This window comes from Lysobacter sp. A378, assembly GCF_054052125.1.
The window spans coordinates 97,007-114,536 of sequence record NZ_JBSVRK010000001.1; the positions used below are offsets into that span (position 1 = coordinate 97,007).

Annotated in this window: 8 protein-coding genes; 7 read left to right on the plus strand and 1 reads right to left on the minus strand. The window is 67.0% G+C overall.

The window, feature by feature from the left end; genetic code table 11:
• Positions 1–130 precede the first annotated feature (130 nt).
• The 6 genes from ACW7G1_RS00390 to cfa all read left to right on the plus strand — a co-directional run bounded on the left by ACW7G1_RS00390 (position 131) and on the right by cfa (position 16,232).
• Positions 131–7,990 carry an ESPR-type extended signal peptide-containing protein gene (locus ACW7G1_RS00390; protein WP_456977796.1) on the plus strand — a complete coding sequence of 2,620 codons (7,860 nt, stop codon included), beginning with the start codon at positions 131–133 and terminating at the stop codon, positions 7,988–7,990.
• A gap of 135 nt (positions 7,991–8,125) precedes the next feature.
• Positions 8,126–10,003, plus strand: a complete 1,878-nt coding sequence (locus ACW7G1_RS00395; protein ID WP_456977797.1) for a S8 family peptidase — start codon at positions 8,126–8,128, stop codon at positions 10,001–10,003.
• Positions 10,004–10,105: 102 nt separating this feature from the next.
• Positions 10,106–11,035, plus strand: a complete 930-nt coding sequence (locus tag ACW7G1_RS00400; RefSeq protein ID WP_456977798.1) for a 5'-nucleotidase, lipoprotein e(P4) family — start codon at positions 10,106–10,108, stop codon at positions 11,033–11,035.
• Positions 11,036–11,179: 144 nt separating this feature from the next.
• Complete coding sequence (locus ACW7G1_RS00405) at positions 11,180–12,142, plus strand: hypothetical protein (RefSeq protein WP_456977799.1); 963 nt, start codon at positions 11,180–11,182, stop codon at positions 12,140–12,142.
• A gap of 40 nt (positions 12,143–12,182) precedes the next feature.
• The gene (gene plsB / locus ACW7G1_RS00410) at positions 12,183–14,888 is read left to right on the plus strand and encodes a glycerol-3-phosphate 1-O-acyltransferase PlsB (RefSeq protein WP_456977800.1); all 2,706 of its coding nucleotides are present in this window, start codon (positions 12,183–12,185) and stop codon (positions 14,886–14,888) included.
• A 129-nt stretch (positions 14,889–15,017) separates the two neighbouring features.
• Complete coding sequence (cfa, locus tag ACW7G1_RS00415; protein WP_456977801.1) at positions 15,018–16,232, plus strand: cyclopropane fatty acyl phospholipid synthase; 1,215 nt, start codon at positions 15,018–15,020, stop codon at positions 16,230–16,232.
• A 41-nt stretch (positions 16,233–16,273) separates the two neighbouring features.
• Here the strand turns inward: cfa and ACW7G1_RS00420 are convergent, their stop codons facing one another.
• Positions 16,274–16,489: a YdcH family protein gene (locus ACW7G1_RS00420; RefSeq protein WP_456977802.1), complete on the minus strand. Its 216-nt coding sequence runs from the start codon at positions 16,487–16,489 to the stop codon at positions 16,274–16,276.
• 122 nt (positions 16,490–16,611) lie between these two features.
• Between ACW7G1_RS00420 and ACW7G1_RS00425 the strand changes: the two genes are divergently transcribed.
• Complete coding sequence (locus tag ACW7G1_RS00425; protein WP_456977803.1) at positions 16,612–17,514, plus strand: recombination-associated protein RdgC; 903 nt, start codon at positions 16,612–16,614, stop codon at positions 17,512–17,514.
• The last annotated feature ends 16 nt before the right edge of the window (positions 17,515–17,530 follow it).

Below are 17,530 nucleotides of genomic sequence, written 5' to 3' on the forward strand. Positions count from 1 at the left end.
AGCATGAAGTTTCTCTGCTCGATTTCGTAGCGACACCTAGAGCTGAAATGGGCACCCGGAGTTGTCATTGGGGGAGTCGCTGTCGCGATGCCGACAGCGCTCCAAATGAAGCCGACCGGGGAAATCAGCCATGTCCGTCTTGCACACCATCCGTTCCACCCACAACGCCGTCCTGAACACCCCCCGCGGTCACGCCAAGCGCGCACCGCTGTATCTCGCGCTCGTCGCGGCGCTGACCTTGGCGACCGCGCCCACCATCGCCGCAGAAACTTGCGAAACCACTGGCAGCAACACGTCGGTGGCGATCGGCGACCAGGCGCTGGCTTGCGGGGAGGGCAGCATTGCGATCGGCCAGGCCGCCACCGCCATCGGTGCGGCCAGTATCGCTATTGGCCGCGACGCCACGGCCGCCGGCGCGGACAGCAGCGCCGTCGGCGAGGGCGCCAGCGCCACCGGTGCCGCCAGCAACGCAGCGGGGCTGAGAGCTACCGCGGTGGGCGCAGACAGTCTGGCCGTGGGCGATGGAACCACTGCCGTTGGCGCGAGGTCCATCGCCGTCAGCACCGGTACTGCCGTCGGCAACGGTGCGCTGTCGGTGGGCGAGAACAGCGTCGCCGTCGGTGCCGGCTCGATCGCGCTGCGAGACAACGCGCTTTCGGTCGGCAGCGCCGGCAACGAACGCCAGATCACCAACGTCGCCGCCGGTACCGAGGGCTCCGATGCGGTGAACGTGGACCAGTTGGACGCGGTCGCGGCAGCCGCCGAGAACACCGACCAGTACTTCAAGGCCAGCGGCGAGGGTGAGGCGCTGGTCGAAGGCGAGGACGCGGTTGCCGCCGGTTCCAACGCGCTGGCAGATGGTGATTACGCCACTGCAGTTGGCTCAAGCAGCTACGCGGGAGCGCAAGGCGCCTCGGCGTTCGGCAGCGGCGCGATGGCACTGGGCGAGTTCAGCTCGGCCAGCGGCTACAACGCGGTCGCCACCGGCGATGACAGCGTGGCCAATGGCAGCAACAGCGAAGCCACGGGCACCTCCAGTGTCGCCATGGGTGGCCGCCGCGCGGTCCTGGACGATGAAGGCAACCCGGTCCTGGATGCGGACGGCAACCCGACCTACGTCAACACCGTCGCCAGTGGCGATGACAGCACGGCGCTGGGCGCCGGCGCGGTCGCCGCCGAAGTCGGCGCCACCGCAACCGGCGCCGGGTCCAACGCCTCCGGGGCCTACAGCACCGCAACCGGCACCGAATCCACGGCAGCGGCGACCCAAGCCACCGCCAATGGTTTCCGCAGTGCGGCCACCGGCGACGGATCCACCGCTGTGGGCAGCTATACCGAAGCCGACGGTTTCCTGTCTTCGGCGATCGGTTACGGCTCGGTCGCCTCCAATGATTACGCCACGGCGCTGGGCGCATCCGCGACCGCAAGCGGTGCCAGCAGCACCGCACTGGGCGAGGCCGCACAGGCCAGCGGCGATGAGAGCACCGCAGTCGGCGGCAGCACCTTCTTCGGCTTGATCAGCACCCAGGCAAGCGGTACCGGCGGCACCGCCGTCGGCAACGGCGCATGGGCCACCGGCGAGTACGCCACCACCGTGGGACACAACAGCTGGGCGGATGGCGAGCAAAGCGTAGCGCTGGGGGCCAACGCGTTCGCCCTGGACGACAACGCCGTGGCGCTGGGGGCCAACTCGGCAACCAATCGCGCCAACAGCGTCTCCGTTGGCGATGTCGGCAGCGAGCGCCAGATCACCAACGTCGCCGCCGGCACCGAGGGCACCGATGCGGTGAACCTGGACCAGTTGGATGCGGTCGCGGCAGTCGCCGAGGCCACCGACCAGTACTTCAAGGCCAGCGGCGAGGGTGAGGCCCTCGTCGAAGGCGAGGACGCGGTTGCGGCCGGTTCCAACGCGATGGCCGATGGTGATTACACCACCGCGGTCGGCTCTTCGAGCTTCGCCGGGGCGCAAGGTGCCTCGGCGTTCGGCAGCGGTGCGATGGCGCTGGGCGAGTTCAGCTCGGCCAGCGGCTACAACGCGGTCGCCACCGGCGATGACAGCGTGGCCAATGGCAGCAACAGCGAAGCCACGGGCACCTCCAGTGTCGCCATGGGTGGCCGCCGCGCGGTCCTGGACGATGAAGGCAATCCGGTCCTGGATGCGGACGGCAACCCGACCTACGTCAACACCGTCGCCAGTGGCGATGACAGCACGGCGCTGGGCGCCGGCGCGGTCGCCGCCGAAGTCGGCGCCACCGCAACCGGCGCGGGCTCAAATGCCTCCGGCGCCTACAGCACCGCAACCGGCGCCGAAGCCACGGCAGCGGCTACCCAGGCCACCGCCAATGGTTTCCGCAGTGCGGCCAACGGTGACGGATCCACCGCTGTGGGCAGCTACACAGAAGCCGACGGTTTCCTGTCTTCGGCAATCGGTTACGGCTCGGTCGCCTCCAACGATTACGCCACGGCGCTGGGTGCATCCGCGACCGCGAGCGGCGCCAGCAGCACCGCACTGGGCGAGTCCGCACAGGCCAGCGGCGACGAGAGCACCGCAGTCGGCGGCACAACCCTCTATGGCTTGATCAATACCCGTGCGAGCGGAACCGCCAGCTCCGCTTTCGGCAACGGCGCTTGGGCAACCGGCGGCTATAGCACGGCGCTTGGCCACAACAGCTTTGCCGCCGGCGACGGCAGCGCCGCAGTCGGGTACAACAGCTACGCGTCCGGCGTAGACAGCGTGGCAGTAGGCGTCAGCGCCTATGCACCCGCCACCAACAGCGTGGCTCTCGGTGCCAACTCGATGAGCGACCGCGACAACAGCGTATCCGTCGGCAGTGCCGGCAGCGAGCGCCAGATCACCAATGTCGCCGCCGGTACCGAGGGCACCGATGCGGTGAACCTGGACCAGTTGGACGCGGTCGCGGCGGTCGCCGAGACCACCGACCAGTACTTCAAGGCCAGTGGTGAGGGTGAGGCGCTGGTCGAAGGCGAGGACGCGGTTGCGGCCGGTTCCAACGCGATGGCCGACGGCGATTACACCACTGCGGTCGGCTCTTCCAGCTTTGCAGGCGCGCAAGGCGCTTCGGCGTATGGCAGCGGCGCGATGGCGATGGGCGAATTCAGCTCGGCCAGCGGCTACAACGCGGTCGCCAGCGGCGACGACAGCGTAGCCAGCGGCAGCAACAGCGAAGCCACGGGCACCTCCAGTGTCGCCATGGGCGGCCGCCGCGCGGTCCTGGACGATGAAGGCAATCCGGTCCTGGGTGCGGACGGCAACCCGACCTACGTCAACACCGTGGCCAGCGGCGATGACAGCACGGCTCTGGGCGCCGGCGCGGTCGCCGCCGAAGTCGGCGCCACCGCAACCGGCGCCGGCGCCAATGCAGCCGGTGCCTACAGCACCGCAACCGGCTCCGAAGCCACGGCAGCGGCTACCCAGGCCACCGCCAATGGTTTCCGCAGTGCGGCCACCGGGGACGGATCCACCGCTGTGGGCAGCTATACCGAGGCGGATGGCTTCCTGTCTTCGGCGATCGGTTACGGCTCGGTCGCCTCCAATGATTACGCCACGGCGCTGGGCGCATCCGCGACCGCAAGCGGTGCCAGCAGCACCGCACTGGGCGAGGCCGCACAGGCCAGCGGCGATGAGAGCACCGCGGTCGGCGGCAGCACCTTCTTCGGCTTGATCAGCACCCAGGCGAGCGGCACCGGCGGCACTGCCGTCGGTAATGGCGCATGGGCCACCGGCGAGTACGCCACCGCCGTGGGACATAACAGCTACGCCGACGGCGAGCAAAGCTTGGCGCTGGGTGCAAACGCGTTCGCCCTGGACGACAACGCCGTGGCGCTGGGTGCCAACTCGGCAACCAACCGCGCCAACAGCGTCTCCGTTGGCGATGTCGGCAGCGAGCGCCAGATCACCAACGTCGCCGCCGGCACCGAGGGCACCGATGCGGTGAACCTGGACCAGCTGGATGCGGTCGCGGCGGTTGCCGAGAACACCGACCAGTACTTCAAGGCCACCGGTGAGGGCGAGGCGCTGGTCGAAGGCGAGGACGCGGTAGCAGCCGGTTCCAACGCGATGGCCGACGGCGATTACACCACCGCGGTCGGCTCTTCCAGCTTCGCCGGCGCGCAAGGCGCTTCGGCGTTCGGTAGCGGTGCGATGGCGTTGGGCAAGTTCAGCTCGGCCAGCGGCTACAACGCGGTCGCCAGCGGCAGTGACAGCGTCGCCAGCGGCAGCAATAGCGAGGCGAGCGGCGATTCCAGTATCGCCATTGGTGGAAAGATCAACGCCTTTGATGCCGACGGCAACCCGATCGAGGTCAACACGGTGGCGTCCGGATTGGGCGCGACGGCGGTCGGCTCTGGCAGTCTGGCCACTGGCATCGGTAGCTCGTCTGTTGGCGTGCTCAGCGAGGCCAACGGTTACGCGGCATCGGCCTTTGGCTATGGCAGCATTGCCAACGGCGAATACGCCTCCAGCTTCGGCCATGCCGCCGGGGCCACCGGTGATTACAGCGTGGCGGTGGGCGGTCCGGCGGACCTGATCCCCGGTTGGGGCATCCTCGTCTACACCCAGGCCAGCGGGCTCAGCTCGGCCGCGTTCGGTGCCGGTGCGATCGCCGCTGGCGACTTCAGTACGGCCAATGGCAGCCTGTCGGAAGCCTCCGGCGAAATGAGCACCGCGCTGGGCTACTTCGCCTATGCGCCAGGCGCCAACTCGTCGGCGCTGGGCGCCAACTCCTGGGCCAGCGGCGCCAACAGCTCGGCAGTTGGTTACTACAGCACCAGCTACGGCGCCGACAGCACCGCAATCGGCTACTACAGCACCGCTGATGCGGACAACAGCGTCGCCTTGGGTGCGAACTCGATCGCCGACCGCGCCAACAGCGTCTCCGTTGGCGATGTCGGCAGCGAGCGCCAGATCACCAACGTCGCCGCCGGTACCGAGGGCACCGATGCGGTGAACCTGGACCAGCTGGATGCGGTCGCGGCAGTCGCCGAGACCACCGACCAGTACTTCAAGGCCAGCGGCGAGGGTGAGGCCCTCGTCGAAGGCGAGGACGCGGTTGCGGCCGGTTCCAACGCGATGGCCGATGGTGATTACACCACCGCGGTCGGCTCTTCGAGCTTCGCCGGGGCGCAAGGTGCCTCGGCGTTCGGCAGCGGTGCGATGGCGTTGGGCGAGTTCAGCTCGGCCAGCGGCTACAACGCGGTCGCCACCGGCGATGACAGCGTGGCCAATGGCAGCAACAGCGAAGCCACGGGCACCTCCAGTGTCGCCATGGGTGGCCGCCGCGCGGTCCTGGACGATGAAGGCAATCCGGTCCTGGATGCGGACGGCAACCCGACCTACGTCAACACCGTCGCCAGTGGCGATGACAGCACGGCGCTGGGCGCCGGCGCGGTCGCCGCCGAAGTCGGCGCCACCGCAACCGGCGCGGGCTCAAATGCCTCCGGCGCTTACAGCACCGCGACCGGCACCGAATCCACGGCAGCGGCTACCCAGGCCACCGCCAATGGCTTCCGCAGTGCGGCCACCGGCGACGGATCCACCGCTGTGGGCAGCTATACCGAAGCCGACGGTTTCCTGTCCTCGGCGATCGGTTATGGCTCGGTCGCCTCCAACGATTACGCCACGGCGGTGGGTGCAGCCGCGACTGCGAGCGGCGCCAGCAGCACCGCAATAGGTGAGTCCAGCTCGGCTTCGGGCCTGGAAAGCACGGCGGTCGGTGGAACCGCGTTCGGGGTCATCGCCACCGAAGCGTCCGGCGAGGGCGCCTCCGCATTCGGCAATGGCGCCTGGGCCGGAGGCGACTACAGCACTTCCGTCGGTTGGTTGAGCAGCGCCGATGGGATCGGTTCCACCACCGTGGGCGGCGCAGCATGGGCCGCAGCGGATGATTCGACCGCGCTGGGTTACGGGACATACGCCTCTGCGCCCAACAGCGTCGCCCTGGGGGCCGGATCGGTGGCTGACCGCGCCGACACCGTCTCCGTCGGCGAAGTTGGCGGCGAGCGCCAGATCAGCAATGTCGCCGCCGGTACCGAGGGCACCGACGCGGTGAACCTGGACCAGCTCAATTCCGTGGCGGAGACAGCCGGAGAGACCAGCCGACTGTTCCAGGCAACGGGCGAAGGTGAGGCCATCGTTGCGGGCGAGGACTCCGTGGCAGCGGGCAGCGACGCTTACGCGGAAGGCAATTACGCCACCGCCATTGGTTCCAGCAGCAGCGCAATCGGTGAAGGTGCCAGCGCGTCCGGCTCCGGCGCAGTTGCAGTCGGTACCCAGGCGACCGCCAACGGCTTCAATGCCGTCGCATTGGCCGACAACGCCACCGCCAGCGGTGCCAACAGCAACGCGTCGGGTGAGTACGCCAGCGCCACCGGTGCCGAGAGCGAGGCTGGCGGGTTGTATGCCACCGCTACCGGTGCCGCCGCGATCGCCAGCGGTGATGGCAGCGTGGCGACCGGCTCGCTGAGTGAAGCCTCCGGAATCGAATCCACCGCAAGCGGGTTCTTCAGCCTGGCCAGTGGCGAAGCCGCCACGGCTTTGGGGGCGGAAAGCGTTGCCAGTGGCAATGTTTCGGTGGCTACCGGGTTCCTCGCCGAAGCCACCGGCGACTTCGCTACTTCACTGGGCGGGCTGTCCACCGCCGCTGGCTATAACAGCACCGCCGTCGGCAGCGCCGCCACGGCACTAGGCGATGACAGCACAGCGGTCGGTTCCGACAGCATTGCCACTGCCGACAACAGCGTGGCGTTGGGTGTCGGCTCGCAGGCCGATCGCGCCAACAGCGTCTCCATGGGTGGTGTCGGCAGCGAGCGACAGATCACCAATGTCGCGGCAGGAACATTCGACACCGACGCCGTCAATCTGTTCCAGCTGAGCTCCATGGCCACTGCCCTGGGCGGCGGCGCAGGCTTTAGTGGAGGCATTTTCAGCGGGCCCAGCTACATGATCCAGGGCAGCAACTACACCAACGTCGGTGCCGCTTTCACCGCGATTGATGTCGAGCTTGGGATCATCAACGCGGTGATCGACAACCTGCCCCCAGGCCTGACCAGACCGCGTCAGCTGTCGGCAACGACGCTGGTAGCACAGACCGCCGCCGCGACGACGCCCACCCCCGCAGTCGCAACCGTAGCGCCGCAAAGTACGGCTCCTGCTGCCACCGCAGGCTCCGCCGGAGGGATTGCGATGGGTAATGGCAGCCACGCTGCGGACGGCAACGACATCGCGATTGGCAACAATAGCGTCGTCAATGCGGCCAACAGCACCGCCGTGGGCACCAACAGCAGCGTGGATGCGGCGGCAAGCAACGCGGTCGCGATCGGTGCCGATACCAACGTGACCGCCTCCGGCGGTGCCGCGTTGGGTCAAGGCGCCACGGTCACGGCCGAGGGTGCAGTCGCACTCGGCCAGGGTTCGGTGGCCGATGAGGCCAACACCGTCTCCGTGGGTTCGGCCAGCAACCAGCGCCGGGTAACCAACGTCGCCGCTGGCTCCGCTGACACCGATGCCACCAACGTGGCGCAGGTGCAAGCCGGCAACGCCGCCACCCTGGCCAGCGCGCAGGGCTACACCGACACCACTGCGACCCAGACGCTGACTTCGGCCTACAACTACACCGACACCAGCACCACCAACGCGTTGAATTCGGCCAAGGCCTACACCGACCAGAGCATTGGCCTGCTCAACGACGACTTCAATGCGTTGCGCGGCGAGGTCAATGAGCGCTTCTACGAAGTCGACCACCGGTTCGACCAGATGGGCGCGATGAGCGCGGCGATGCTGAACATGGCCACCAGTGCAGCAGGCGTCCGCACCCCGAACCGGGTCGGTGTCGGCGTCGGCTTCCAGAACGGCGCATCGGCGCTGTCGGTCGGCTACCAACGCGCATTGTCCGACCGCGCCACGGTGACCTTCGGCGGCGCGTTCAGCGGCGACGACTCCTCTGTCGGCGCTGGTGTCGGCTTTGGCTGGTAGTTCCCCCGGCGGGGTCGGGATCAGAACGTCCTGGCCCCGCCACCGCAATGCTGCATCAAGCCTGTTCCAGATCAAGCCTGTTCCAGATCGACGCTTTTCACAACCTGCATGTCAATCACCACGAGGAAGTGCCAGATGAATTGCAAGAACCCATCGTTCCGCATCAGCCTGCTCGCCGCCGCAGTGGCAGTCACCATCGCCGCCCCCGCGGCAATGGCCACCGGCGTTGCACCGCTGCCGACCCGTGGTGCCCCCCAAGCTGCCCCCGCAGCCCAGGACGGCGCCCGCCTGATCATCCGCTACCAGGACAGCAACCTGTCCCACGCAGCCAAGCTGCAGACCGTCGATACCGCCGCTTCGCGCAGCCGTGCAATGTTGTCGGCCAGCTCTCGGAGCGGCGCCAAGGCACCCGCCTCCCGTTATATGCGCAAGCTTGCGGTGGGCGCGGACCTGGTCCGGCTGGACCGGGATCTCGACCCGGCTGCGCTGAAGGCACTGGTACGGGAGCTGTCTGCCGACCCGGCGGTGAAGTCGGTCCAGATCGACCAGATGATGCATGCGATCGACAAGACCAGTGGGCAGGTCGCCAGCCGCGACCTGGTACAGCCGCAACTGGTAGTCGACGACCCGTACTTCGCCCAGTACCAGTGGCACCTTCAAGACACGGCTGGCGGCATCAACGCGCCGGAAGCCTGGGACACCTCCACCGGTGAAGGCGTGGTCGTGGCGGTGCTGGACACCGGCATCATCGACCATCCGGACATGGATGCGAACATGCTGGCCGGCTACGATTTCATCACCGACGCCGAGGTATCGCGTCGTCCGACCGATGAGCGCGTACCTGGCGCGCACGACTACGGCGACTGGTACGCCGCCGGCGAATGCCAAGAGGTGGAAGCCTCGGGCAGTTCGTTCCACGGCACCCACGTCGCCGGGACGATTGCCGAACTGAGCAACAACGGCCTCGGCATGGCAGGCGTTGCCCACAATGCCAAGGTCCTGCCGGTGCGCGTGCTCGGCAAATGCGGCGGCTACACCTCCGACATCGCCGACGCGATCGTCTGGGCCGCGGGCGGCGACGTTCCCGGCGTGCCCACCAATACCAACCCTGCCGAGATCATCAACATGAGCCTGGGCGGTACTGGCAGCTGCAACCCGATCAGCCAGGCGGCGATCAACCAGGCGGTCGGGTTGGGTACCACGGTGGTGGTCGCGGCGGGCAACAGCAATAGCGATGTTGCCAACCACTCCCCTGCCAGCTGCGAGAACGTCATCTCGGTCGGCGCCGTCGGCATCACCGGTGCCCGCGCCTACTACTCCAACTACGGCGACAAGGTCGACCTGTCGGGTCCCGGCGGTGGGGTTACCGATGGCAATCCGGACGGGTACGTCTGGCAGGCTGGCAACGACTCGGCCACGTCGCCGGAACTGGGTGAGGTCACCTACATGGGCATGGCCGGCACGTCGATGGCCGCCCCCCACGTTGCAGCAGTCGGCGCGCTGGTCCAGAGCACCGTGGTTGCTGCAGGCCAGGCACCCAAGACGCCGGCCGAACTGGAAGCCATCCTGGTCGACAGTGCTCGGCCGTTCCCGTCTACCCCCGACCGGGACATCGGCAGTGGCCTGCTTGACGCGCCCGATGCACTGGCCAAGGCGATGGAGGTGCCGTGCGATCCTGCCGTGGAGGACTGCGCTCCGGATGCGATCGAGCTGACCAGCAGGGAGGCCGTACGCAACCTGTCCGGCGCGTCGGGCAGCGAAACGCTGTACAGCATCGAAGTCCCGGCCGGCTCGCGGCTGCTGAACGTGATGACCTACGGCGGCAGCGGCAACGTCAGCGTGTATGTCAGCGCCGGCGAAGCGCCAACCACCGCGGCGTATGACCACGAGTCCTCACGTCCGGGCAACAACGAGACCGTCCGCGTGCGCAACCCGGAAGCCACCACTTACTTCATCCTGGTGGTCGGTGAAAGTGCCTACAGCCGCGCGAGTATCCAGGCCCGCGTCGACTGACCCAACCACGGCAAGGACGCACCACCAGAACCCCGGCTTCGGCCGGGGTTCTGGTTGCAGGCCCTCCGCTACACTCGCAGACCTGATCCTCCGGAGCCCGTCATGCATCGTCGCCTGCTTGTTCCCGCACTGTTATCCAGCGTCGTTGCGCTATCGGGTTGCCAGCACGGCCTCACTCATCCAGGTGCGGGCGCCGCCAAGACCGAGGTCCAACCGTCTGCCTCGGTTGCCGCAGCGGACGACAACCTCAACGCGGTTTTGTGGATGCAGTCATCGGTTGAGTTTCGTGCCACCGCGGCCCAGACCTATCGCGCCGCAGCGGACCAGCTCGACGCCGCCCTGGCCGACCCGCAATGGGATGCCCTGGTCCCCGATGAGCGCGCCAACCCCGCAACAGGGCTGAAGCCGGCGGTCATCGTCGACATCGACGAGACGGTGCTGGACAACTCGCCCTACCAGGCGCGATTGATCCAGACCGGGCTGCAATACGACCCCGCCACCTGGGCGGCGTGGGTCGCCGAGGCAAGCGCCCGCCCGGTCCCCGGCGTGGTCGAGTTCGCACAGGCGGCCAGTGCCCGCGGCATCACCATGATCTACATCTCCAATCGCAACCATGATCAGCAGGCCGCCACCCTGGCCAACCTGCGCGCAGTGGGCCTGCCGGTCGCCGACAACTCGGTGTACCTGGGCAAGGGCCTGCAGGTCGAGCACTGCGCGCAACCCTCCAGCAGCGACAAGCAATGCCGTCGCCAGCTGGTTGGCCGCAGCTATCGGGTGCTGATGCAGTTCGGCGACCAGTTGGGCGACTTTGTCCAGGTCGAACCCAACACCACCGCCCATCGGCAGGCGCTGTTGGAGCAATACGGCGACCGTTTCGGCGAGCGTTGGTGGATGTTGTCCAACCCGACTTATGGCGACTGGTTGCCGGCCTTGTTCGGTAACGACTGGAGCCTGCCACCGGCAGCGCAACGCGAGGCAAAGCGCGCCGCGCTGGACACTGCGGGCGCTGTCGTGGACCCGGGTCGCGATTGATCGTGTGCGCTCGCGCGTCCTTCTGCCTGCAAGTCCGTGGACGCTGATCGCGGTGGGCGGCCATTGTTGTCCAGATCATCGACCCGGCTTGTAACGAGGACCGGTGGCGGCGAAGATGCCGGACTGCGACTGGGGAGCCGCTGCATGTTATTGATCCGACGCATCACTTTCAGGCTGCTATCGACAAGACTGTTATCGGCCCTCGCGCTGCTGGCGATCATCACCACCGTGGGCGTGGCGTGCGACCGCACCCCGACCGAGGCCCCGGCCAGCACCGGCCCGACCGGACCGGTCGCGGCGGTCAACCGGCTGGTCGAGGACCTTCGAGCCAACGACGTGGCCGCCTACTCGCGCCACGCCTTGCCACCGTCGTTGCACCGACAGATGAGCGTGGCATGGAGCGAGGGACACACCATCTGGCCACTGACCGAACTGCCGCTGGACGACCGTCTACCGGGATTTATCACCCTGTTGGCGGAGCCGGAGGCAGAGAAGTCCCTGCTGGCTGCCTACAACCACCAATTTGCCGGCGCAGACCGGGAATTGCGCACCGCGGCGGCGACCTTGGGCTTGTTCGCCACCCAGTATGTGCAAGGCAGCGCTGACTACAGCACCGCGGAGCGCGAGCATTATGTGCAGCTGATCACGGCGTTGAGCGAATGGGCCCAACAGGCTCCATTGGGTGACGTGGCCCAGGCCAGGATAGCCATACCCCAGCTGGTGGCTGCTGCGCGCCTGACTGGTCTGGCCGCTCCCGATGCGTTTCCCACGACCGGGATGGATCGCAGCCTGGATCGCCTCGCCCCGTTCTTCGCACGTTTCAAACAGGTATTGACCGGCTATGGCCTGGATCTCGACCAGGCGCTGGATAGCACCAAGGTCCGGCTTCTCGAACAAACCGGCGACCAGGCCCGGGTTTCGGTGGCTTACACTCTTGCCGGCATCGCCATCGAAGCCGAGATTCGGGTCGAGCGGCACGATGGACACTGGTACCTGACCGACCTGTTGCGTCACGCCCGATCCCAGGTTCCGGCTGCAAGCACCGGCGCTGAATCGGGCCCACCACCGGCCACCCTCGAAACGCCGACCGATCTCACCGTTCGCTGAGCCGTCTATCCACCGCGAGCGAACCGGCATAATGGCGCCGATGCCAAAACAGACACCCCTGCAGTTTCCTGGCGACGATGCCAATACGCCGGCCGCGGAACCGGTGCGCGACCAGTCGCTGTCCAGCTTCGAGCCGGGCTCCACCCTGGGCGATGAAGCCGAGCCGGTCACGGACAAGACAACGGCCGCAGGTGTCGCCTCGGAGCGCTCACAAGACTCGTGGCGACCCTGGTGGGCGCGCCTGCTGGGCCGCCTGTTGGCGCCATGGATCGCGCTGACGATTGAACCGCGCGAGCCGGCGGTCCACGCGGCCGGGCTGGTTGAGCATCCCATCTGCTATGTGATCGAGCATTACGGCCTGTCCAATGCCCTGATCCTGGAGCGGGCGTGTCAAGACAGCGGCCTGCCTTCACCGCTGCAACCGTTGCCCGGTGACCCGCTGGGACGCAAGCGCGCGTATGTCGCGCTGTCGCGGCGCAACGCCAGCACGCTGGCACCCCTGCAGCAGTCGCTGGGTAGCGCACCGCCATCATCCAAAAGCCACTCCGAATCGCTGGCACGGCTGCTGAAAGCCCACCGCGATGACCCCACGCTCGACGTCCTGCTGGTGCCGGTATCGATCTTCGTCGGCCGCGCACCGGACAAGACCAGCGGCTGGTTTTCGGTGCTGTTCTCGGAGAACTGGGCATTGGTCGGCCGTTTCCGCCGCCTGCTGGCGATCCTGCTCAATGGCCGCGCCACCACGGTGCGGTTCGCGCCGCCAATCAGCCTGCGCGGAATCATTGCCGAGAACCTGCCGCCGGAACGCACGGTGCGCAAGCTCTCACGCGTGCTACGCACCCATTTCCGCCGCATCCGGGCCGCGGTCATTGGCCCGGATCTGTCGACCCGCCGCTTGCTGGTCGACAAGGTGCTGGCCACCGACTCGGTCAAGGACGCCATCGCCGACCAGGCGCGGCGCGACAATTCCAGCGCTGCAGACGCGTGGAAGAAAGCCCACGGCTACGCTTACGAGATCGCCGCCGACTATTCCCACCCGGTGGTGCGCTCAGCCAGCTTCCTGCTGACCCTGGTCTGGAACCGGATCTACCGCGGCGTGCTGGTCCATCACCTGGACAAGCTCAAGCAGGCCGCGCCGGGGCACGAGGTCATCTACGTGCCCTGCCATCGCAGCCACATGGATTACCTGCTGCTGAGCTACCTGCTGTACACCCGTGGCATCGTGCCGCCGCACATCGTCGCCGGCATCAACCTCAACCTGCCGGTCATCGGCACGTTGCTGCGCAAGGGTGGCGCGTTCTTCATCCGTCGCAGCATCCGCGGCAGCATGCTGTATTCGACCGTGCTCAGCGAGTACGTCGCCAAGCTGGTCTCCGGTGGCTACTCGATCGAGTACTTCGTCGAAGGCGGCCGTTCGCGGACCGGCCGGCTGCTGCCACCCAAGGGCGGCATGGTGTCGATGACCGTGCGCGCTTTCCTGCGCCAGCCGACCCGGCCGGTATTGTTCCAGCCGGTCTACATCGGCTACGAGAAGCTGATGGAGGGCAACAGCTACCTGGACGAGTTGTCGGGCAAGCAGAAGAAGGGCGAGTCGATCTGGCAACTGCTGGCCGGCATACCGAAGGTACTGCGCTCCAACTACGGCCAGGTGGTGGTCAACTTCGGCGAGCCGATCAAGCTCGATGACGTGCTGGCCGAGCACGCGCCCGATTGGGAAGGCAAGGCGCTGGGCGATGACGAGAAGCCGGCCTGGCTGTCGGGGACGGTCGAGTCGCTGGCCCGGCGCATCCAGGTCAACGTCAACCGCGCGGCCGACGTCAACCCGATCAACCTGCTCGCACTGGCGCTGCTGTCCACGCCCAAGCACGCCATGGGCGAGGCCGACCTGCTGGCCCAGATTGCGCTGTCGACCACGCTGCTGGCCGAGTTGCCGTACTCGGACCGGGTCACCGTGACCCCGCACAGCCCGGCGCAGATCATTGCCCACGCCGAAGACATCGGCGTACTGACCCGCACCGCCCACCCGCTGGGCGACGTGTTGCAGGTCGGGGGCGACCAGTCGGTGTTGCTGAGCTATTTCCGCAACAACGTGCTGCACCTGTTTACCGCGGCCTCGTGGATTGCCTGCTGCTTCCAGAACAACCGCCGCATGGCCCAGGACAGCGTGTTGCGGCTGGGCCGCAGCGTTTATCCGTTCCTGCAGACCGAACTGTTCCTGCCATGGAGCGAGGACGAGTTCGTGGAGCGCCTCACCGGCACCATCGACATCTTCGTGCGCGAAGGGCTGCTGGAGCGCGTCAATGACGAGGACGGCGGCATCCTGGCCCGCAATGCCGGCCAGAGCGACGAGGTGTTCCGGCTGCGCGCAATCGGCCATTCCCTGCAGCAGGCGTTCGAGCGTTATTACATCACCATCTCGGTGCTGGTGAAGAACGGCAGTGGCACCCTGTCCACCGGGCAGCTGGAAAGCCTGTGCCAGCTTGCCGCGCAACGTCTCAGCCTGCTCTACGCCCCGGCCGCGCCGGAGTTCTTCGACAAGACCCTGTTCCGCGGCTTCATCCAGAAGCTGCGCGAGATCAAGCTGGTCCGGCTCGACGAGAACGCCAAGCTGGTGTTCGACCAACTGCTGGAAACCTGGGCGCGCGATGCCAAGTTCATCCTCGGCCGGGAGTTGCGCCACAGTATCGAAAAGGTCAGTCCCGAGGCCGCCAAACCCGATCCGGATGCACTTCCCGGCAACCCCTGAGAAGGGTGCTGCGACCGGTTCATGGTAAGGGTAGGATGAATGGCGCCGCCGGAACCGTCGCGGACCGGCCGTGATCGATGTACACCGGCTCCGTGCCGGTCGCCGCGACCACCGCCGGAGGATTGCGTCATGACTCAACCGACACCCGCCACCGCGGCTCGCGACACTCCCGAAGCGCAAACGCCCCACCCTGCGCCCGACCCGTCACCGCCACTTGCCAACGCTCCGCAACAACTGGTGGCCGGCCTGCTCGGCAAGGCCGACATCCGCATCAACGGCGATCGTCCCTGGGACATGCAACTGCACGACCCGGCCGCGCTGGAGCGCGCCCTGGCAGAGGGCAACCTCGGCCTCGGCGAGGCCTACATGGCCGGCGCCTGGGACTGTGAGCAGCTGGACGGCTTCTTCGACCGTCTGTTGCGGGCCCATCTCGAACGCGAGGTAGCACCGGCACGTATTGCCTGGCACGCATTGCAGGTGCGGATGTTCAACCGCCAGAACCGCACCCGCGCATGGCAGGTCGGCAAGACCCATTACGATCTGGGCAACCGTTTCTATGAAGCGATGCTCGACCCGCTCATGGTCTACTCCTGCGGCTACTGGCGTGACGCCGACACCCTTGCCCAGGCCCAGGTCGCCAAGCTGGACCTGATCTGTCGCAAGCTGGACCTGAAGCCAGGCATGCGCGTGCTCGACATCGGTTGCGGCTGGGGCAGCTTCATGGGATACGCCGCCGAACATTACGGCGTCCACTGCATCGGGGTGACGGTGTCGAAGGAACAAGCCCGGTACAGCCAGCAGCGTTACGCAGGGTTGCCGCTGGAGTTCGTCCTGCAGGATTATCGCGAGCTTGACCAGGACACCCTCGGCGGGCCGGTCGACCGCATCGTCAGTGTCGGCATGTTCGAGCACGTCGGCCACAAGAACCACCGCGAGTACATGGAAGTCGCCGAGCGTTGCCTGGCCGACGATGGCCTGTTCCTGCTGCACACCATCGGCAAGAACCAGCGCGACGCGGTGCCGGACCGGTGGATCGACAAGCACATCTTTCCCAACGGCGAGACACCATCGACTGGCCAGATCGGCGATGCCATCGACGGTTTGTTCGTTGCCGAGGACGTGCACAACTTCGGTGCCTACTACGACCCCACTTTGATGGCCTGGCATGCCAACTTCGAGGCGGCGTGGCCGCAGTTTGCCGACGAGCTGGGCGAGACGTTCCGCCGCAAGTGGCGTTATTACCTGCTCTCGTGCGCCGGTGCATTCCGCGCCCGCGAGTTGCAGCTGTGGCAGTGGGTACTGTCGAAGAATGGCGTTGCCGGGGGTTACCAGCGACCGGGTTGATCCAGCGCCGGGCGGCTTTCACGCAGCGCCGGATTCCAGGCTCACGCAGGCCAGTCGGGGATCAAAGCGCTTTGCAGGCGCGCGATGCAATCCTTCAGCGACAACTTGTGCTTCTTCAGCCGTTTCAAGGCCAGCTCGTCGGATGCGTCCGGCCCAGACGAGACCAGCCGGGCGATCTCGGCATCGAGCTCACGGTGCTCCTGGCGCAGCTGCACCAGACGTCGTTCGATGTCAGCCGGATCGCCGCTGTCGTTCATCCCCGCACAATAGCGCGCCCGGGCAATCAGCACGACATCCGCCCATCGCGGCAGGGGCAACGCGGGCCGCGGCCGGTAGAATGGCCGGTCCGCACGACCGTTGCCTCTTTTCCGGATATCGAATGTTCTTCCGCAACCTGACCCTGTTCCGCTTTCCCCCCAGCACCAAACTCGACGCTCTCGATGCCGGCCTGCAGGAATGCCTGCTCAAGCCGGTCGGCGCGCTGGAGTTGTCCTCGCGCGGCTTCATCTCGCCGTTCGGCCGTGATGCCGAGGAGCTCTCGCATCGACTGGGGGATGCGCTGTGGCTGACCATGGGCGGCGAGGATCGACTGCTACCCGGCTCGGTGGTCAACGACATGCTGGCGCGCAAACTGGCCCAGATCGAACAGACCGAGGGGCGCAAGCCCGGGGGGCGCACCCGCAAGCGGATCAAGGACGAGCTGATCACCGAGCTGATGCCGCGGGCGTTCATCAAGCCCAGCCGCACCGATGCGCTGCTCGACCTGGAACACGGCATCGTGGTGATCGACACCTCCAGCCGCAAGAGCGCGGAGCACGTCTGCAGCGAGATCCGCCGCGCGTTGGGCAGCTTCCCGGCCTTGCCGCTGAGCGCCGAGATCGCGCCGCGCTCGATCCTCACCGGCTGGGTTGCCGGCGAGCCGTTGCCCGATGGCTTGAGCATCGGCGACGAATGCGAACTGCGCGATCCGGCCGATCACGGTGCGGTGGTCAAGGTGCAGCGCATGGAGCTGGACAACGACGAGATCGCCAAGCACCTGGAGACCGGCAAGCAGGTCACCCGGTTGGCGCTGACCCTGGACGACCACGTCTCGTTCGTACTCGGCGAGGATCTGGTGGTACGCAAGTTCAAGCTGCTGGACGGCGCCGTCGACCAGTTGGAGTCCACCGACAGCGAGGACGTGCGCGCCGAGCTGGATGCGCGCTTTGCGCTGATGAGCGCGGAGGTCAAGCGATTGTTCGTGGTGCTGGAAGCCGCGTTCAAGATCAGCAAGTCGGAATAGTCCGTCACCGGAGCCG